Genomic DNA, 18,003 nt, shown 5'->3' with positions numbered 1-18,003 from the left:
CTGCCCGGCGCGTTCAGCCCGCCAGCGCGGGCCAGGCGATGGGCAGCAGGTGCTCGACGCTCAGGGGCGCCAGGGGGAGTGTCGCGACGTCTGCCGGCGTGATCCAACGCAGTTCGGCGAGCTCCGCCTGGACCGTGACGGCTCCGGGGTCGACGGATGTCGCGAAGGCCGCAGCGACGACACGGTGCCCCGGTTCGTTCGCGGCCGCGGAGATGAAGGTCCCGAGCGGGTGAAGCTCACTCTCGTCGAGTGTGAGCCCCAGCTCTTCCTGGAGCTCGCGGATCAGAGTCTGCACCGCGGATTCGCCCGGCTCGGGCTTGCCTCCCGGCTGCATGAACCGCGTGGTGCCCTGCTTGCGGACGACCAGCACCCGGCCTTCGGCATCGACGATCACGGCCGCGCTCACATGGATGTCAGGCATCGGGGCTGAACACCTTTCCCGGGTTGAGGATGCCGAGGGGATCGAACACCGCGGCGATCTGCCGTTGCAGCTGCCACTGGTCGTCACCGAGCTCTTCGGCGAGCCAGCGGCGCTTCAGCACGCCGATGCCGTGCTCTCCGGTCAGGGTCCCGCCGAGGCAGATCGCCGCGCGGAACAGCTCGTCCGCCGCGACCCACACCTCGGGCGGCACGTCCGGACCTTCGAAGAGGAAGTTGGGGTGCAGATTGCCGTCGCCGGCGTGCGCCACCGTCGGGATGGTGAGCGCGTGCTCGCGTTCGATGCGCGCGATCTCGTCGAACATGGCGGGCATCGCGCTGCGCGGCACGGAGACGTCCTCGATGAGCGTCGTGCCCAGCGACGCCATCGCCGCGTGCATCGATCGGCGGATCGCGAGCAGCTGTTCGCCCTCCGCGCGATCGTGCGAGACCACAGTGACCCCGCCGTGGGAACGGAGGATCTCCGCGATGGCGTCGGCCTCGGCACGGGCGGCGGGTCCGTCGGTCTGGATGGTGAGCTGGGCCGCCCCCGGCGTCGGGGCGACGAGACCGAGGAGCGCGTGCACGGCGGTGAGGCTCGCGGCATCCATCAGCTCCATGATCGCCGGTTGCACCCCGGCGGCGGTGACAGCGGCAGAAGCGGAGGCTGCGGCGCGCACGCCGGGGAAGGTGGCGACGACCGTGCACGTCTCTCCGGGCACGAGCCTGCGCAGCTTGAGGGTCGCTCCCACCACGACACCCAGCGTGCCTTCGGAGCCGACGACCAGTGCGGTGAGGTCGAGGCCGGTGACGCCTTTGACGCTCCGGTGGCCGAGGTGCAGAAGCCGTCCGTCCGCGAGCACGAGGTCGACGCCCAGCACGGCATCGCGGACGACACCGTATTTGGCGCAGAGCAGTCCGCCGGCACCGGTGGCGATGTTGCCGCCCACCGTGGAGATGTCGCGGCTGGCCGGGTCGGGCGCCCACCACAGGCCGTGCCGCGCGAGCTCGGTGTTGAGGTCGGCGTTCAGGATGCCGGGTTCGACGACCGCGAGCAGATCGTCTGGTCGCACCTCGCGGATCGCGGTCATCCGCCGCAGGGACAGCACGATCTCGCCACTGCCGGCGTTGGCGGCACCGGCGAGTCCGGTGCCGGCACCGCGGATGACGACGGGGGTGCGCGTGGCCGTCGCGATGCGCATGGTCTGCTGGACGTGCTCGACCCGTTCGGCGTGGATGACGGCGATCGGGCGTCCGACGGCGGCATGACCGGAGCGGTCTGCTCTGGCCTGCTCGAGAGCAGTCTCGTCGGTGTCGACGAGCGCGCCGAGCGTCTCCTTCAGCCGTGCCAGGACGCTCACGGCCGCGCGCTCACCACGAGAGGCTCACGACAGTGCGCGCCGACCACTGAGAACGCCCGCGACGACGGCCACCAGGGCGAACGCGGTGCCGATCAGCGCCTGGCCCATCGACCACCAGGCGATCGTGACGCCGACGTAGATCAGCAGCTCGACGGCGGCGCGGAGGAACGGGTGCACGCGCAGTACCGGGCGCGGAGACAGGAAGAGCGCCCAGACGAGGATCACGAGCACCGGCGCACCGATACCGAGGATGACGTTCCAGGGGAGGTCCCAGCTGGCGAAGCCCCACAGGGCGAGAGAGGCGACCGCAGCGACCAGGACGACGGTGCGGACGACGTCGAGAGCGGAGATGGTCGGGCGCTCGACGCCGGGGACGGGTGCGGGATCCGAGGACATGCATCCAGTCTATTCGGCGGCCGGAGCGTCCTCAGCCGGTGCGACGGCGGCGGTGTCGGCGGTGGCGGTGGCGGTGGCGGGAGCCTCGGCGGCGGGGGCGGAATCGACCGGCTCTTCGGGAGCAGGTGCGACAGGCGCCGGTGCGGCCGGTGCCGGTGCGGCCGGTGCCGGTGCAGCCGGCGCGGGTGCCACGGGTGCCGGTGCGGGCTCGAAGGGTGCGGGTGCGGGTGCGGGCTCGGCGGGAGCCGGCTGCGTCTCCGCGGCGGTGACGGCCGTCGTCGCGTCGTCGCCCTCGAGAGCCTGCTCCGCCTCCTGCAGGACGGCCTCGACGGCGGGGCCGGATTCGAGTGCCAGCAGAGTCGTGTCGGCGGACGGGCCGACCTTGTCAGCCAGGACGTAGCGGAACGTGACGACGGTCGTGTCGGCGTCCACGACCTGCCAGAAGCTCGGACGAAGATCGATCGTCCCGGTGCCCGCGTCGTCGAGGACGATGCTGTCGCCGCCGCCGCCGCTGCCGTCGAGGAGCGCTTCGACCGTCGTTCCCGGTGCGCCGGTGACCGGCACGCTGTAGTGGATGGTGAAACCGCTGAACCAGATGGTCGCAGCGGACCAGGTGGGTGCCTCCGTCGGGACCGCAGGATCGACCGGGTCCACGGGATCGACCGGGTCCACGGGATCGACCGGGTCCACGGGATCGACCGGGTCCACGGGATCGACCGGGTCCACGGGATCGACGGGAGTCGCGGGGGGAACCGGCGGAGCGATGACCGGGCCGGCGTCTTCCCGCGGCTGCGCCGGCGAGGAGTCTTCCTCAGGAGGAATGACCGGCGCCTCTTCCGGCACGGTCTCCAGCTCGTCGATGACGATCGGCTCGTCGAGGTTCAACGAGGCGTCGGGGCCGACCTGCGAAGTGATCGACGACGGGTCGGAGTCTCCGGCGCTGGGCTGCGATGTGGCCGGGTCCGCCCCGGCGAGTCCAGGAATGATGGTGGCCGCGGCGACGACTCCCGCGACGACCAGTGCAGCGGAGCCCGCGCCGACGAGGGCGCCGATCCCCGTCAACGCGCCACCGGTCGAGCCCGCTCCTGCGGTCGCACCGCCGCCGGCGGCGCCACCCGACCCGGTCCCGCCACCCGAGGAGGCGATGCCCGTCGCCGCCGGACCCGTCGGGTCTCCGGCGAACACCGCTCCGGGGATGCCGGACGGCATGGCAGCCAGAGCCACGATGGGAGTGCCGGCGCCCTGCAGCGTCGCAAGGTATCCGGCCGCGCCGGTGACGCCGAGCACGAGCGGGAGCAGCACGAGGGCGAGGCGCTTGGAGACGTCTTTGGCCTCGGCAGCGACGATCATGCATCGGGCGCACTCATCGAGGTGCAGCTCGAGGCGCTTGTGGTCACGAGTGCTGAGGTTGCCGCGCGAGTAGGCGCCGAGATGTTCGATCGTCCACTGGCATTCGGAGCCTTCGTCGGCGCTGCGCAGATGGGCCTGGATCCAGGCCTCGCGGAGACCTTCGCGAGCGCGGAACGCCAGCTGCGACACCGCGCCGGATTTCATGCCCAGCAGGTGTCCGACTTCCTGCGGCTTCATCTGCTCGATCTCGGTGTACCAGAGCACCTCCTGCCAACGGGAGGGAAGGCTGCGGAAAGCCTGCGCGGTGAGGCTCCGATCGAGCGCCTCGTTCGCGGCCTGGTCGGTGGTGTCGGGGTCGGCGACGGCGTCGAGCTCGTCGATCGCGGTCTCCCGGCGGGCGCGACCCCATCCTGCGGCAGTGTTGCGGATGCTCGTGAAGAGGTAGGCGCGGAAGGAGCCGTTGGGACCGCCGCCCTTGAGGATCGCCTGGTAGATGCGGGTGTACGCCTCTTGGACCAGGTCGTCCGGGTCGATCGAGGAGGTGACCGAGCGAGCGACCGCGAGGCCGGACGGATAGTGGCGACGCCAGAGTTCGCCGAACGCGCCTGTGTCGCCCGAGCGGGCTCGCAGGATCAGGTCGGCGTCGCCGATCGGTTCGTCGTGAGTCGTGTTCTCTTCGTGCACAATCATCCATCTGTCGCGGGCGCAGGTACGTCTCTACAGGGTGAGATGCGTGAGGGCGCCGCTCATCACGCGACTTCATCATTCTCTCGCGAATCTCCCAGCTAAGCCACCCTTCCCTGCGGATTCTGAACAGATATACGGGATCCCGCCAGGCCGACGGGGAGCCCGCGGCCCGCGGGAGCACGGCGGCACGAACTTTTTTCCGAAGTCGCGTAATGAACCCGAGGGGTCGCCGTCTCATCCCATAGAGACAGCCGTACGAACTCCACCGGGGGGCGGAGTTCAGGTGCTGGTGTGAAGGACCTGCACCGGTCGGGCGGGTCGGGATCCTCGGGGGAGGAGAGCCCGGCCCCCCATCTCTGCACACGAGGAAGAGACCGCCGATCTGGGGACCGGCGGCCTCCCGCGTGGATCGGTCCTCGGACCGGGGTGGCTTTCCGAAGATTTTCGAGAAGTCGCGTAATGAATCGGTGGGGATGCCGTCTCATCCCATAGAGACAGCCGTACGAATTCCTCCGGGGGGCGGGATTCAGGCAGCGGTCGGTCGGGATCCTCGGGGGAGGAGAGCCCGGCCACCGGCTCTGAGAGGGGAACGGGGCCGTCGATCTGGGGACCGGCGGCCCCCCACCCGAACCTGAACGACCGGAGAGCGCAGGGTTGCGCGTCGCGCGATGCTCTGCTGCCTCTAGGCGTGCAGCCGTGGTCCTGACCACACTCGTGCGACGCGCAGCTCGGCATCCAGCAGTACGGCATCTCCGAGCATCCCGACCCGGAGCCCGCCGAGTTCGGTGGAGCGGCCGATCGCCCGCGCCGGCGTCTCGGTGAGGGCCCGCACGGCTTCAGCGACGTCCACGCCGGCGGCCACCGTGCGTCGCAGCGCGACATCCTGAGTGAGGGTCGATCCGGCGATCGAACCGGTGTCGTCGGTTCGGGCGACGCCGTTCTCGACCGTGACGCTCACCGCTCCGAGGTCGTAGTGGCCGTCGGCGCTTCCGGCCGCGGCCATGGCGTCGGTGATGAGAGCCACTCGGCCCGGGGCGGAGTCGAACACGAGCTTGATGACGTGCGGGTCGAGGTGCACGTTGTCGGCGATCGCCTCCAGCACCACACGATGATCTGCGGCGGCGGCGAGCACCGGTCCGGGAGCACGATGGTGGATGCCGGGCATCGCATTGAACGCGTGGGTGAGGATCGACGCGCCGGCCTCGAATGCGGCGACCGCCATCGCTGCGTCGGCATCGGTGTGTCCCACGGCTGCCGCGGATCCGGCGGCCACGATCTGCCGGATCGCGTCGAGTCCGCCCGGAAGCTCCGGCGCGATCGTCACCTGCCGGACCGTGCCGCGGCCCGCGTCGAGCAGACGCGCGACGTCGGCCGCAACCGGGTGGCGCAGAAGCGCGGGCTCGTGCGCGCCGTGGTGGCCCGGGTCGAGGAAGGGTCCTTCGAGGTGCGAACCGAGGATGTCCGCGTCGGTCTCGGTCAGGTCGGCGATCGTGGCGACGTTGCGCGCGAGCGCGTCGATCGACGCCGTCACGAGCGACACGACCGCCCGGGTGGTGCCGTGCGCGCGATGCAGATCGCGCCCGGTGCGGATCGCCTCGACCCCGTCGTCGAACGATGCGCCGGCGCCACCGTGTCCGTGGATATCGATGAAACCCGGGGTGAGCAGGGCGCCGGGTCCGGCATCCGCCGCGGCGTCGATGACCTCATCGGCGGGCGACCAGTCGGCGCCGGTGCCGCGAGCCGTGACGGCGCCGTTCTCCATGCGGACCCAGCCGTCTTCGGTGATCTCGCCGCGATCGACGATCCTGGCCGAATGGACGACCAGTGAACCGGTCGCGGAGGAGTGGGTGCTCAACGTTCGCTCCAGGGGATCTCGTCTGCGGGGTGGAAATCGACCCCCTCAGCCTTCCACAGCGGGGCGAGCGCTCCGACCCGCTCGCGGAAGGACTCCCACACCCGCTCGGGAGCGTGCTGCGGCGACCATGCCACCTCCGCCTGGGCGGCCACGCGGGGGAAGACCAGTTGCTCGACGTCGCCGGGTGTGCGCGTGGTCTCGGACCACAGCGGCGCTTCGACGCCGAGGATCGCGGCATCCGGCACGTCGAGGACCGCGGTCGGCTCCCACTCGTAGGCGGAGCGGACGTCGATGATCGCGGCCCAGGTGAGTCCCAGGGGGAAGTCCTCGGTGTACTTCATGTCGAGGTAGGTGACGTCGGCCGCGGACATGATCAGTGCGCCGCCGCGCTCGACGAAGTGCGCGGCCTCTTCCGCATGGGCGCCCTCCGGGGTCGTCTTGCCCCAGTACTGCCCGACCGTACCCTCGGCGATGTTCGCCGCCGATCCCATCTCATGCCAGGCGACCGGTGTCTTGCCCGCGTCGACCACGATCGCGGTGGCGCGCTCGGCGAACAGGTCGAAGTCCGCCTGGGGCGTGCCGAGCGACTCGTCGCCGCCGATGTGGATGTACGGACCGGGTGTCATCTCGGCCAGCTCACGGACGACGTCGCGCACGAAGTCGTACGTGCGCTCCTCGTGGATGCGCACGCTGGAGTGTCCGACGCCCCAGCCCAGGTAGCTCTCGCCGGCGACCGGCAGCGCCTGGCCGAGGCGTTCCGAATCCGCGATCAGGTTGTCGTTCATGACCGGCTCCTCGACGAGCTCCGGGTAGGCGACGCCGATCGCGTGCGTGTGACCGGGGAGGTCGATCTCGGGGATCACGATCATGTGCCGGGATGCGGCGTACGCGACGATCTCCCGGTAGTCGTCCTTCGTGTAGAAGCCGCCAGGGTCGCCGTTCGCCGACGTGCCGGCCGACAGCTCCGTGAGCCGCGGCCAGGAGTCGATGTGCACACGCCACCCCTGGTCGTCGCTGAGGTGGAGGTGCAGATGGTTGAGTTTGAGTGCGCTCGTGCTGTCGATGAACTTCTTGACGTCGTCGACGCCGAAGAAGTGCCGGGCCACGTCGAGCATCACGCCGCGCCGGGCGAAGCGGGGGGAGTCGGCGATGTCGGCGCCGAGGAGCGCCCAGCCGGAGTCGTCCTGCCGGAGCAGTTGCAGCAGTGTCTGCACGCCGTAGAAGAGGCCGGCCTCGTCGGCGCCGACGACGACGGCCCGCTCACCGATCTCGAGCGTGTAGCCCTCCGGCGCCGACGAATTCGGGTCGACGAACAGCTCGATCTCGGCGGGGGCCCCGTCGGCGACGGAGAGGCGGATGCCGGTGCGGCGCTCCACCGCGTCGATCAGTTGGGCGGCGGCGGGGGAGGAGCCGAGCACGCGCGTCGTCGCGGTGACGGGCATCCGCCCTTCTCGTGCGGCGGCGGAGACGGGCACGGGCACGAGAGGAAGGGGATGAGGAAGGACCATGAACAAAACCTACCTGCCGCGGCCCCTCAACGGAACGGGGAATCGAATCGATTCTGTGGCGGGGTGTCGATGTCTCCGCGTTCGCCGCCTCGGGCATCCGCTATGCTCGTAACCGTCGCGACTGGCGTCTGGGTGGACTACCACCGGGGAGCGACTGACCACGGAATTCGACCGCGCGCCTGGGCCGATAGGAACACCCCTTTCGAATCCGTCGTCAAAGGAGCATGTCACCATGACCGACCGTTACTGCAACGCCCCGCTCGCCGAGGTCGACCCCGAGATCGCACAGGTCCTCGACCGTGAGCTGAAGCGTCAGCAGACCTTCCTCGAGATGATCGCCTCGGAGAACTTCGTTCCCGTCTCGATCCTGCAGTCGCAGGGTTCCGTGCTCACGAACAAGTACGCCGAGGGATACCCCGGCCGCCGCTACTACGGTGGCTGCGAAGAGGTCGACGTCGCGGAGTCCCTCGCGATCGAGCGGGCGAAGAGCCTGTTCGGCGCCGAGTTCGCGAACGTGCAGCCGCACTCCGGCGCGTCGGCGAACGCCGCGGTCCTGCACGCGATCGCCCGCCCCGGCGACACCCTGCTCGGCCTGTCGCTCGACCAGGGCGGCCACCTCACGCACGGCATGAAGATCAACTTCTCCGGCCGGCTCTACGACATCGTCGCGTACGGTGTCGACCCCGAGACCTCGACCATCGACATGGCGGAGGTCCGCCGCCTCGCGATTGAGCACAAGCCCAAGGTCATCATCGCCGGCTGGTCGGCCTACCCGCGCACCATGGACTTCGCGGCCTTCCGCGAGATCGCCGATGAGGTCGGCGCGCTGCTCTGGGTGGACATGGCGCACTTCGCCGGTCTGGTCGCCGCGGGTCTGCACCCGAACCCGGTTCCGCACGCCCACGTCGTCTCCTCGACCGTGCACAAGACCATCGGTGGCCCGCGCTCGGGCTTCATCCTCACGAACGACGCCGAGCTCGCCAAGAAGATCAACACCGCGGTCTTCCCGGGCCAGCAGGGCGGACCGTTGATGCACGTGATCGCCGCCAAGGCGACCGCGTTCAAGCTCGCCGGCACCCCGGAATTCAAGGAGCGCCAGGAGCGCGTGCTGCGCGGAGCGAAGCTCATCGCCGAGCGCCTTTCGCAGCAGGACGTGAAGGATGCCGGCATCGCGGTGCGCTCGGGCGGCACCGACGTGCACCTGGTGCTGGTCGACCTGCGCGACGCCGAGATCGACGGCAAGCAGGCGGAAGACCTGCTGCACGACATCCACATCACCGTGAACCGCAACGCCGTTCCGAACGACCCGCGTCCGCCGATGGTGACCTCGGGTCTGCGCGTCGGCACGCCGGCGCTCGCGACCCGCGGCTTCGGTGACGCCGAGTTCACCGAGGTCGCCGACATCATCGCCCTCGCGCTGCTCCCGGGTGCGGATGTGGAGTCGCTGCGCGCCCGCGTCGACGCCCTGGCCGCCGCGTTCCCCCTCTACCCGGACCTGCAGCAGTGACGGCGAAGATCCTCGACGGGAAGGCGGCTTCCGCCGCGATCCGTGCCGAACTCACGGAACGCGTCGCGGCGCTGAAGGAGCGGGGCGTCACCCCGGGCATCGCGACGGTGCTCGTGGGTGCAGACCCGGCATCGCAGCTGTACGTGGGCATGAAGCACCGGCAGTCCGAGGCGATCGGGATGAACTCGATCCAACGCGAGCTGCCGGCGGATGCGACGCAAGCCGAGGTCGAGGCGCTGATCGACGAGCTCAACGCCGACCCCGCGTGCCACGGCTACATCGTGCAGCTGCCGCTGCCGAAGCACCTCGACACCGACGCCATCCTGGAGCGGATCGATCCGGCGAAGGATGCCGACGGACTGCACCCGACCAACCTCGGCCGCCTCGTGCTGAACGTCAACGGTCCGATCCACACACCGCTGCCCTGCACGCCGCGCGGCGTGATCGAGCTGCTGCTGCGCAACGACTACGACCTCAAGGGCAAGCACGTGGTCGTGGTCGGTCGCGGTGTGACCATCGGCCGTTCCATCGGGCTGCTGCTCACCCGTCGCGACCTCAACGCGACGGTCACGCTGACGCACACCGGCACCGTCGACATGCCGCGGTACCTGCGTGAGGCGGACGTGATCGTGGCTGCGGCCGGCGTCAAGCACCTGATCCGCGCCGAGGACGTCAAGCCCGGTGCCGCCGTGCTCGACGTCGGCGTGACGCGGGAGACGCACCCGGAGACCGGCAAGAGCCTGGTCTTCGGTGACGTCGCCCCCGGCGTCGCGGATGTCGCTGGTTACATCTCGCCGAACCCCGGCGGTGTGGGGCCGATGACGGTCGCCCTGCTCATGACGAATGTCGTCGAGGCCGCCGAGCGGGTCGTGTAGCCCCCGGTCGCCGCAGATACGCACGATGTCGCAGGAATCCGTGAGATTCCTGCGACATCGTCGTTTGACTGCGAGGTGAGGCCGGTCAGCCGAGTTCGTCGAGCATCCGTCGCTGCTCGGGCGTGAGCCCGTCGTTGAGCTCGTCGCGGGCCGCGGTCGTCTCGGGGGACTCGGGTGCGGCCGTCGTGGAGGCCGTCGCGGGTGCGGACTTCGAGCGTCCGCCCGTCACCCGCGCCTGCACGGAGTCGTAGATCTCCGCGGCCTTGGCCCGCATCCGGTCGTCGATCTGGTCGTAGATCATCCAGCCGAACAGCAGGGCGAGCGGCGGCAGCACGAACGCCCAGAAACCCGAGGCGCGCACGCCGCTCAGCCACACCGTGAGCACCCAGACGATGAGCTCGACGAGGTAGACGAGCACGTACTGGACGATCTTCTCGCCGGTCTTCGTGCGTTCGGCGGCCGACTTCGCGGCGGACTTGCGGAAGGCACTGGCGATCAGCGGCTTCACGAAGAGTGCCGCAAGGGTCAGGATGACCGATGCCCACAGGGCATTGAACCCGACGGAGACGCCGGGCAGCAGCAGACCGATCAGGAGCAGCACCGCGACGTTGAACACGTAGAGCGCGGCGAACCGGACGATTCCGTTCTTCATGCGACCAGAATCCCACAGATCGCGGTGACGCGGATGCGGAGCGGCCGCCCCGCGCGGTCAGCCCTGTGGGTGCAGCGTGCTCTCGATGCCGCTGATGCGGGCCTGCTCGTCGAAGCGGAACGTCGCCGTGCCGGTGGTGTCCGACACGGACGCGCCCGAGAAGGCCTCGTCGGTCCAGGTCAGGGTCCAGCCGGCGAGTCGGGCGAGGTCCCAGACCGCGGTGCGGGCGTCGGGCAGGTCTGCTCCGGCGAGCACACGGGGGAGGGCGACGACCGCGTCGGCGACGGTGAGCGGTGCGAGCGGTGCGTCGAGCAGGAACACCGCGCGGGTGCCGTTGCCGACGGGCGCGGAGTAGTACGGGGAGCGTCCGGTCAGCTCGACGGCGACGCCGCCGATGGTGTGCGCCGCCTGCGCGATCCAGTCGTCGTCGCCCGCGCCCTCGGGGAACGGCACTTCCGAGTTCGTCAACTCCGCGATGCCGTGCTCGGTGCCGTATGCGTGCAGCTGAGCGGCGACGCCCTGCGGGTCCCCGTTGGGGTGCGCCCAGGCCCACAGCAGCGAACGGGGGCCCGGCGCGATCGTCGCGATCAGGTGCGCGCGGGCGACGAACTGCTTCGAAGGGTCGTCGTTCGCCGTGAAGGTGAGCGTGCCGGCCGCCATGTCCGCGTCCCAGCGGTGCTCACCGAGCGCGTCGGCGGCGGCGGAGAGGGCTTCCTGTCGGAGTGCGACGAAGAGGGCGGCACGGTCGGCGAGGGGCTGGAGCGCGGCGAAGGTCATGCCGACAGTCTCGCCGGAAATGCTATGAATCCGCTAGCTCGCACACCGTTCGTGTGAGCGGCTCAGTAGCTGGCGCGCGCCGCCCCGTCCGCGGCGATGAATCGCGCCGCCAGCGCCTCGGATGCGCGGGCCAGCAGGGCGACATCCGCACCCACGGCCACGAAGTCCGCGCCCGCGGCGAGGTAGGCATCAGCGGCGGCGGGGTCGAACGCGTTCACGCCGACGGCCTTGCCCGCGGCCTTGACCGCGGCGAACACCTTCTCGACGGAGGCCGTCACATCGGGATGCGTCTGCTGCCCGAGGAGCCCCATCGAAGCGGACAGGTCGGACGGTCCGACGAAGACGGCATCCACGCCGTCGACCGCGGCGATGTCGGCTGCGGCCTCGACCCCTGCAGCCGTCTCGATCTGCACGGTCAGCGAGACGTGCTGCGCGGACTCCTGCAGATACTGGTCGACGCGGTTCCACCGGGCGCTGCGGGCCAGGGCGCTTCCCACTCCGCGTACGCCCTCCGGCGGGTAGCGGGTGGCGGCCACGGCGGCGCGGGCCTCATCGGCTGAGGAGACCATCGGGACGATAAGATTCTGCGCCCCGAGATCGAGGATCTGCTTGATCGCGACCGTGTCGTTCGACGGCACGCGCACGAGCGGGGCGATCGGATAGGCGGCGACGGCCTGCAGCTGCTGCAGCACGGAGTCGAGCGTGTTCGCCGAGTGCTCCATGTCGATCAGCAGCCAGTCCAGCCCGGACCCTGCAGCGACCTCCGCGAGAAGCGGGCTGCCGGAGCAGACCCACATGCCCACGAACGGGTGATCGGAGTCCGCGAGCTGTTCGCGGAAGGAGGGGTCTAGACGAAGCGGCATGCGATTGTTCCCATCGGTCCGTAATCGCACAGCACTTCATCGCCACGCGACACCCACATCGGGCGCGTGAACGATCCTGCCAGGATGATCTCGCCTGCTTCGAGACGCGCGCCGTGCTGATGGAACTTGTTCGCGAGCCAGGCCACGCCGGTGGCCGGATGGCCGAGCACTCCGGCGGCGACGCCGGTCTCCTCGATCTCGCCGTTGCGGGACAGGACGCCCGGTACCCAGCGCAGGTCGATCTCATCGGGGCGCTTGTGGACCGTGCCGAGCACCATCGCCCCGTACGCCGCGTTGTCGCTGATCGTGTCGACGATCGTCCGACCCTCCAGCTCGATGTGCGAGTTGAGCACCTCGAGGGCCGGCACGGCATAGTCGATCGCCGCGAGGGCGTCTTCGAGAGTGCAGTCGGGGCCTTCCAGTGGGCTCTTCAGCACGAAGGCAAGCTCGACCTCGATGCGCACGTTCGAGAAGTGGTCCACCGGGATCTCGGCGCCGGACTCGCAGACCGTGTCGTCGAACATCACGCCGTAGTCCGGCTCGGTGATGCCCGTCGCCTGCTGCATCGCCTTGGATGTCAGCCCGATCTTGCGCCCGACGAGCCGACGGCCCGCTGCGAGGTTCTGGTCGCGCCAGACCCCCTGGATCGCATACGAGTCCTCGACCGTCGCCTCCGGGTACCGTGCGGTGATGCGCGGGATCACGCTGTGCGTGCGATCGGCTTCGGCGAGCTCCGCCGCGATCGCCGAGATGGTCTCGCCTGACAGCATCGGTGCCTCCTAGAGCTGGTGGCCGAGCTTGTACTCGCCCTGCTTGTACTCGGGCATGTCCTTGTCGTCCTCGGCGCGGGTGTACGAGAAGCCGTCGGCGCCGATGGTCACCGCCATCTCGCTGGAGTCGGTGCGGGCGACGACCGGCTGCGGGTTGCCGTCGAGGTCGAGCACGAGCGAGGCATCCGTGTACCAGGACGGGACGACGGGGTTCCCCCACCAGTCGCGGCGCTGGTTGTCGTGCACGTCCCAGGTGACGACCGGGTTGTCGGGGTCGCCCGTGTAGTAGTCCTGCGTGTACACCTCGACGCGGTGTCCGTCGGGGTCGCGCAGGTACAGGTAGAACGCGTTCGAGACGCCGTGGCGGCCGGGGCCGCGCTCGATCGCATCGGAGCGGCGGAGCGCGCCGAGCTTGTCGCAGATCGCGAGGATGTTGTGCTTCTCGTGCGTCGCGAAGCACACGTGGTGCATGCGGGGCCCGTCGCCGCCGGTCATGGCGGTGTCGTGCACGGTGGGCTTGCGGCGCATCCACGCGGCGTAGACGGTGCCCTCCTCGTCCTGGATGTCTTCCGTGACCCGGAATCCGAGGTCCTGCATGAAGCCGACCGCGCGCGGCACGTCGGGGGTGACCTGGTTGAAGTGGTCGAGACGCACCAGTTCGCCCGGGATATGGAGGTCATAGCGCCACGACATCCGCTCGACGTGCTCGGTGGCGTAGAAGAACTCGTACGGGAAGCCGAGCGGGTCGACCACGCGCACGGAGTCGCCGATGCCCTTGACGAAGCCGTTCTCGTTCCGACGCACGTCGCAGCCGAGCTCCGTGTAGAACTCGACGGCGCGGTCGAGGTCTTCGGGCGTGCGGACCCGGTACGAGAAGGCGGCGACAGCGGCGATCGGTCCCTTGCGCAGCACGAGGTTGTGATGGATGAACTCCTCGGTCGAGCGCAGGTAGAGCGCCTCGTCGTCTTCTGCTGTCACGTAGAGACCCAGCACGTCGACGTAGAACTGACGGGAGGCCGCGAGGTCGGTGACCACGAGCTCCATGTACGCGCAGCGGAGGATGTCCGGCGGCGTGCTCTTCGGTGTCGCCACGGGGTTCTCCGAGTGGATCGGCGCCTCCTGGGAGACGTAGAAGCCGGAGGAGGTCAGGGTCATGTCTTCGCGGTGTGTCATGTCAGCGTCCTTGCGTGATCGGGCAGACGGGTATCAGTTCTTGCCGAAGGTCGGGTTGTGGGCTCCGCCGAGCGTGATGTGCACGCTCTGCTGGTCGGTGTAGAAGTCGATCGAGCGGTAGCCGCCCTCGTGACCGAGGCCCGAGGCCTTCACACCGCCGAACGGGGTGCGGAGGTCGCGCACGTTGTTGCTGTTGAGCCACACCATGCCGGCCTCGACCGACTGCGCGAAGTTGTGTGCGCGCTTGAGGTCGTTGGTCCAGATGTAGGCGGCAAGCCCGTACTTGGTGTTGTTCGCGAGGGACAGCGCCTCCTCGTCGGAGTCGAACGGTGTGATCGCGACGACCGGGCCGAAGATCTCCTCCTGGAAGATCCGGGCGTCGGAGGAGACGTCGGCGAACACGGTCGGTGCGACGAAGTTGCCCTCGTCGAAGCCCTCGGGGCGACCGCCGCCGGCGACCAGACGTCCTTCCGTCTTGCCGATCTCGACGTAGCTCATCACCTTCTCGTAGTGCTCGGGGTGCACGAGCGCGCCGACCTCGGTGGCCGGATCGTGCGGGTAGCCGACCTTGACGCGCTTCGCCTGCGCCGCGTAGCGCTCGACGAACTCCTCGTAGATCGAACGCTCGACGAGGATGCGCGATCCGGCCGTGCAGCGCTCGCCGTTGAGGGAGAAGACGCCGAAGATCGTGGCATCGACCGCGGCTTCGAGATCGGCATCGGCGAAGACGACGGCGGGGGACTTGCCGCCGAGCTCCATCGACAGGCCCTTGAGGAAGGGCGCGGCGTTGCCGAAGATCAGCTGGCCGGTCGAACTCTCGCCCGTGAAGGAGATGAGCGGCACGTCGGGGTGCTTCACGAGAGCGTCGCCTGCGTCTTCGCCGAGGCCGTTCACGAGGTTGAAGACACCCTGGGGGAGACCTGCCTCTTCGAAGATGCCGGCCCAGAGGGAGGCCGAGAGCGGCGTGAATTCGGCGGGCTTGAGCACGACCGTGTTGCCGGTCGCCAGCGCGGGGCCGAGCTTCCAGGACTCGAGCATGAAGGGGGTGTTCCACGGCGTGATGAGGCCGGCGACGCCGATCGGCTTGCGGTTCACGTAGTTCATCTGGCGCCCGGGCACCTTGAAGGCGTCGTCGGACTGCGCGACGATCAGGTCGGCGAAGAAGCGGAAGTTCTCCGCGGCGCGGCGGGCCTGACCGAGCGCCTGCGTGATCGGAAGACCGGAGTCGTATGACTCGAGCTCAGCGAGGCGCGCGTCGCGGGACTCGACGAGGTCGGCGATGCGGTGCAGCACGCGCGAGCGCTCGCGGGGGAGCATCCGCGGCCAGGGCCCTTCATCGAAGGCGCGCTTGGCGGCGGCGACGGCGAGATCGATGTCGGCCTTCTTGCCGGCGGCGGCCGTCGTGTAGGTCTGGTTGGTGACCGGGTCGAGCACGTCGAAGGTGTCGCTGTCGACGGAATCGACGAACGCGCCGTCGATGTAGTGCTGGATGTGGTCGGGGAGGTCGGCGGGGATGCGCGAATCGGTCATGAGTGTTCTCCGGTCGTCTGGGCGGAACGGGTGTGCAGGGCGTCGAGGAACGCGTCCATCGTGCGCCAGCGGTGGTTGCGGGCGGCGAGTTCGATCTCGAGCGGGTCGGCGCCCGCGCGGATGAGCTCGAGGATCTGGGTGTGCTCTTCGACCGAGTGCTGGGCGCGTCCGGGGACCGACGCGAAGGTCGTGTCGCGGATGCCGGAGAGCCGAGACCAGCCGCGGTGCACCAGGTCGAGCAGATGAGGGTTGGGGCACGGCTCGAACAGCACCGAGTGGAACTGGCGGTTGAGCTCGGTGAAGGCGTGGGCGTCGAGGTGGTCGAGCATCTGCGCCATGCGCTCGTTGATGCGGGCGGCCTCTTCGAGGGCCGACTCGTCGAGCAGGGGAGCGGAGAGCGCGGTGGCGCACCCCTCGACGAGGCCGAGCGTCTGCATCGTGTGGGCGTATTCGCTCTCGTCGACCAGGGTCACCCGCGCTCCGACATTGCGCTCGAACGTGACGAGCCCTTCGGCTTCGAGGCGGCGGATCGCCTCGCGCACGGGGACGACGCTCATCTTGAGGTCTTCGGCGATCGAGCCCAGCACCAGCCGGTAGCCGGGGCTGAACATGTGTCCCGTGATGCGCGAGCGGATCCACTCGTACGCGACCTCGGACTTGCTGGCCGTCGTCATCGTCATCGGGTGCTCCGATGGGCTGTGGCCTCCTCATAGCGGGCACGCCACTGGGCGTTGAGCGGGAACAGGCCGTCGACCGGGTGACCGGCGGCGACCTGCTCGGCGATCCAGGCGTCTTCGACCTCCTGCGCCACGGCGTCGGCCGCGACCTCGGCCGCCAGGGACGGCGGGATGACGATCACGCCGTCACCGTCGCCGACGATGATGTCGCCGGGCTGCACGGTCGCGCCGCCGCAGGAGATGGTGACGTCCACGTCCCACGGCACGTGCTTGCGGCCGAGGACCGAGGGGTGCGCGCCCTGCGAGAACACGGGGAGTCCGATCTCGGCGACCGCGTCGAAGTCACGGACCCCGCCGTCGGTCACGACGCCGGCAGCGCCGCGGGCCTTCGCGCGAAGGGCGAGGATGTCGCCCAGCGTGCCCGTGGTGGCGTCGCCGCGGGCCTCGATCACGATGATCTCGCCGTCATCCACGGCGTCGAACGCCCGCTTCTGGGCGTTGTACCCGCCGCCGTGGGCCTTGAACAGGTCTTCGCGGAACGGCACGAACCGCAGGGTCTTCGCGGTGCCGACGATCTTGCTGCCGGGGATGTTCACCGACACCCCGTCGATGAAGCAGGAGTGGTGTCCGCGCTTGCGGAGCTGGGCGGAGAGCCCCGCCGTCGGAGCTTCGAGGAGCAGGGCTCGCAGTTCGGGGGAGAGGCGTGAAGGGTCAGGAATCGCCGCGTCGGCAGGGGCGGGCGCGGCATTCTGCGACCCCTCACCGGTGGGGGGCGCGAGCCCGGCAGCCTCGGCCGAGCCCCACGCCTCGGTGCGCTGCAGGTCGTCGACGGCGGGAAGTGAGCCGAGGTCGCCGTCGAACGGGACATCGCCCTGGGTCACGGTGGTGACCAGACGGCCGGAGGTCGGTGCGCCGGGAGCATCCGGAGCATCCACCTCGACCTCGACGACGTCGCCGGGGACGATGACCGAGGATCCCGCGGGGGTGCCCGTGAGGATCACATCGCCCGGTTCGAGCGTGAAGTGCTGGGACAGGTCGGCCACGAGCTGCGCGAGCGGGAAGATGAGCCCAGCCGTGGTGTCGTCCTGGCGGAGTTCGCCGTTGACCCAGGAGCGCACGCGGAGGGCCGCGGGGTCGACGGTGCGGGCATCGATCAGGTCGGGCCCGAGCGGCGTGTAGCCGTCGCCGCCCTTGGAGCGGACGTTCGAGCCCTTGTCGTTCGCGCGGAGGTCGTACAGTCCGAGATCGTTCGAAGCGGTGACCCACCCCACATGCGCCCAGGCCTCGTCGAGCGAGACACGCCGGGCGGCGGTGCCGATGACGAGGGCGATCTCACCCTCGAAGGCGAGCAGCTCGGTGCCGGCCGGGCGCTCGACCGAGCCGCCGGAGACGCCGACGGAACTGGCCGGCTTGAAGAAATAGGAGGGGGCGGCGGGACGCCGGCCGCGTTGATCGGCGCGGGAGGCATAGCTCAGGTGGATCGCGATGATCTTGCCGGGGCGGTCGATGGTATCCGTCACGGGGCGCCTCCTCGCGCTCGTCTGCGTGGTCGTGCAGGACGCCTTGTGCGTCGTATTCGAAATCATATATCATCGGTTCACCCCT

At 69.7% G+C, this 18,003-nt stretch carries 16 protein-coding genes and 1 riboswitch; of the genes, 2 read left to right on the top strand and 14 right to left on the bottom strand.

Annotated features, from left to right (window positions below; translation table 11 throughout):
- Positions 1–13 precede the first annotated feature (13 nt).
- From OC372_RS17440 to OC372_RS17415, 6 genes are all read right to left on the bottom strand, one after another.
- The gene (locus OC372_RS17440; RefSeq protein ID WP_105711853.1) at positions 14–421 is read right to left on the bottom strand and encodes an NUDIX hydrolase; all 408 of its coding nucleotides are present in this window, start codon (positions 419–421) and stop codon (positions 14–16) included.
- Positions 414–1,778, bottom strand: a complete 1,365-nt coding sequence (locus tag OC372_RS17435) for an FAD-binding oxidoreductase (RefSeq protein ID WP_262003239.1) — start codon at positions 1,776–1,778, stop codon at positions 414–416. Before OC372_RS17435 ends, OC372_RS17440 begins: the two co-directional genes overlap by 8 nt.
- Positions 1,779–1,802: 24 nt before the next feature.
- On the bottom strand, positions 1,803–2,174 hold the full coding sequence (locus OC372_RS17430; RefSeq protein ID WP_029262323.1) for a YrdB family protein: 372 nt from the start codon (positions 2,172–2,174) through the stop codon (positions 1,803–1,805).
- Between the two features lie 9 nt (positions 2,175–2,183).
- Positions 2,184–4,208, bottom strand: a complete 2,025-nt coding sequence (locus tag OC372_RS17425) for a sigma-70 family RNA polymerase sigma factor (RefSeq protein WP_262003236.1) — start codon at positions 4,206–4,208, stop codon at positions 2,184–2,186.
- Between the two features lie 685 nt (positions 4,209–4,893).
- Positions 4,894–6,066: an N-acetylglucosamine-6-phosphate deacetylase gene (locus tag OC372_RS17420; RefSeq protein ID WP_262003234.1), complete on the bottom strand. Its 1,173-nt coding sequence runs from the start codon at positions 6,064–6,066 to the stop codon at positions 4,894–4,896.
- Positions 6,063–7,574: a beta-N-acetylhexosaminidase gene (locus OC372_RS17415; RefSeq protein ID WP_262003232.1), complete on the bottom strand. Its 1,512-nt coding sequence runs from the start codon at positions 7,572–7,574 to the stop codon at positions 6,063–6,065. Before OC372_RS17415 ends, OC372_RS17420 begins: the two co-directional genes overlap by 4 nt.
- Before the next feature lie 107 nt (positions 7,575–7,681).
- Positions 7,682–7,766: riboswitch (ZMP/ZTP riboswitch) on the top strand.
- 40 nt (positions 7,767–7,806) lie between these two features.
- Here OC372_RS17415 and glyA point away from each other — a divergent pair.
- Both glyA and OC372_RS17405 read left to right on the top strand, forming a co-directional pair.
- On the top strand, positions 7,807–9,081 hold the full coding sequence (gene glyA, locus OC372_RS17410) for a serine hydroxymethyltransferase (protein ID WP_262003230.1): 1,275 nt from the start codon (positions 7,807–7,809) through the stop codon (positions 9,079–9,081).
- Positions 9,078–9,956: a bifunctional methylenetetrahydrofolate dehydrogenase/methenyltetrahydrofolate cyclohydrolase gene (locus OC372_RS17405; RefSeq protein ID WP_105711858.1), complete on the top strand. Its 879-nt coding sequence runs from the start codon at positions 9,078–9,080 to the stop codon at positions 9,954–9,956. Before glyA ends, OC372_RS17405 begins: the two co-directional genes overlap by 4 nt.
- A gap of 85 nt (positions 9,957–10,041) precedes the next feature.
- Here OC372_RS17405 and OC372_RS17400 read toward each other — a convergent pair whose 3' ends face one another.
- The 8 genes from OC372_RS17400 to OC372_RS17365 all read right to left on the bottom strand — a co-directional run bounded on the left by OC372_RS17400 (position 10,042) and on the right by OC372_RS17365 (position 17,918).
- Positions 10,042–10,608 carry a hypothetical protein gene (locus OC372_RS17400; RefSeq protein ID WP_262003228.1) on the bottom strand — a complete coding sequence of 189 codons (567 nt, stop codon included), beginning with the start codon at positions 10,606–10,608 and terminating at the stop codon, positions 10,042–10,044.
- A gap of 57 nt (positions 10,609–10,665) precedes the next feature.
- Positions 10,666–11,385 (bottom strand): DUF6882 domain-containing protein, encoded by a 720-nt coding sequence (locus OC372_RS17395; RefSeq protein WP_262003226.1) that lies wholly within the window; start codon positions 11,383–11,385, stop codon positions 10,666–10,668.
- Positions 11,386–11,447: 62 nt separating this feature from the next.
- Positions 11,448–12,248, bottom strand: coding sequence for an HpcH/HpaI aldolase family protein (locus OC372_RS17390; RefSeq protein ID WP_262003224.1), 801 nt, complete (start codon positions 12,246–12,248; stop codon positions 11,448–11,450).
- Complete coding sequence (locus OC372_RS17385; protein WP_262003222.1) at positions 12,233–13,018, bottom strand: fumarylacetoacetate hydrolase family protein; 786 nt, start codon at positions 13,016–13,018, stop codon at positions 12,233–12,235. The genes OC372_RS17390 and OC372_RS17385 overlap by 16 nt, the downstream gene beginning before the upstream one ends.
- Before the next feature lie 9 nt (positions 13,019–13,027).
- On the bottom strand, positions 13,028–14,191 hold the full coding sequence (gene hpaD, locus OC372_RS17380) for a 3,4-dihydroxyphenylacetate 2,3-dioxygenase (RefSeq protein WP_029262334.1): 1,164 nt from the start codon (positions 14,189–14,191) through the stop codon (positions 13,028–13,030).
- 33 nt (positions 14,192–14,224) lie between these two features.
- Positions 14,225–15,721, bottom strand: a complete 1,497-nt coding sequence (hpaE, locus tag OC372_RS17375; protein WP_262003219.1) for a 5-carboxymethyl-2-hydroxymuconate semialdehyde dehydrogenase — start codon at positions 15,719–15,721, stop codon at positions 14,225–14,227.
- The gene (locus OC372_RS17370) at positions 15,718–16,401 is read right to left on the bottom strand and encodes a GntR family transcriptional regulator (RefSeq protein WP_029262336.1); all 684 of its coding nucleotides are present in this window, start codon (positions 16,399–16,401) and stop codon (positions 15,718–15,720) included. Before OC372_RS17370 ends, hpaE begins: the two co-directional genes overlap by 4 nt.
- Positions 16,398–17,918, bottom strand: a complete 1,521-nt coding sequence (locus tag OC372_RS17365; RefSeq protein ID WP_410054874.1) for a fumarylacetoacetate hydrolase family protein — start codon at positions 17,916–17,918, stop codon at positions 16,398–16,400. The genes OC372_RS17370 and OC372_RS17365 overlap by 4 nt, the downstream gene beginning before the upstream one ends.
- Positions 17,919–18,003: the final 85 nt, after the last annotated feature.

It is taken from the genome of Microbacterium sp. Mcb102 (genome assembly GCF_024519805.1).
In the GTDB taxonomy this organism is placed as follows: Bacteria; Actinomycetota; Actinomycetes; order Actinomycetales; family Microbacteriaceae; genus Microbacterium.
Note: the sequence above shows the minus strand (reverse complement) of the source record. Positions and strands in the feature narration are given on the sequence as shown.

What these genes read in the sequence shown, in the direction of transcription:
- OC372_RS17440 (WP_105711853.1), bottom strand. Translation starts at nt 421, where the DNA reads ATGCCTGACATCCATGTGAGCGCGGCCGTGATCGTCGATGCCGAAGGC.
- OC372_RS17430 (WP_029262323.1), bottom strand. Translation starts at nt 2,174, where the DNA reads ATGTCCTCGGATCCCGCACCCGTCCCCGGCGTCGAGCGCCCGACCATC.
- OC372_RS17415 (WP_262003232.1), bottom strand. Translation starts at nt 7,574, where the DNA reads ATGGTCCTTCCTCATCCCCTTCCTCTCGTGCCCGTGCCCGTCTCCGCC.
- glyA (WP_262003230.1), top strand. Translation starts at nt 7,807, where the DNA reads ATGACCGACCGTTACTGCAACGCCCCGCTCGCCGAGGTCGACCCCGAG.
- OC372_RS17400 (WP_262003228.1), bottom strand. Translation starts at nt 10,608, where the DNA reads ATGAAGAACGGAATCGTCCGGTTCGCCGCGCTCTACGTGTTCAACGTC.
- OC372_RS17395 (WP_262003226.1), bottom strand. Translation starts at nt 11,385, where the DNA reads ATGACCTTCGCCGCGCTCCAGCCCCTCGCCGACCGTGCCGCCCTCTTC.
- OC372_RS17390 (WP_262003224.1), bottom strand. Translation starts at nt 12,248, where the DNA reads ATGCCGCTTCGTCTAGACCCCTCCTTCCGCGAACAGCTCGCGGACTCC.
- OC372_RS17385 (WP_262003222.1), bottom strand. Translation starts at nt 13,018, where the DNA reads ATGCTGTCAGGCGAGACCATCTCGGCGATCGCGGCGGAGCTCGCCGAA.
- hpaD (WP_029262334.1), bottom strand. Translation starts at nt 14,191, where the DNA reads ATGACACACCGCGAAGACATGACCCTGACCTCCTCCGGCTTCTACGTC.
- hpaE (WP_262003219.1), bottom strand. Translation starts at nt 15,721, where the DNA reads ATGACCGATTCGCGCATCCCCGCCGACCTCCCCGACCACATCCAGCAC.
- OC372_RS17370 (WP_029262336.1), bottom strand. Translation starts at nt 16,401, where the DNA reads ATGACGATGACGACGGCCAGCAAGTCCGAGGTCGCGTACGAGTGGATC.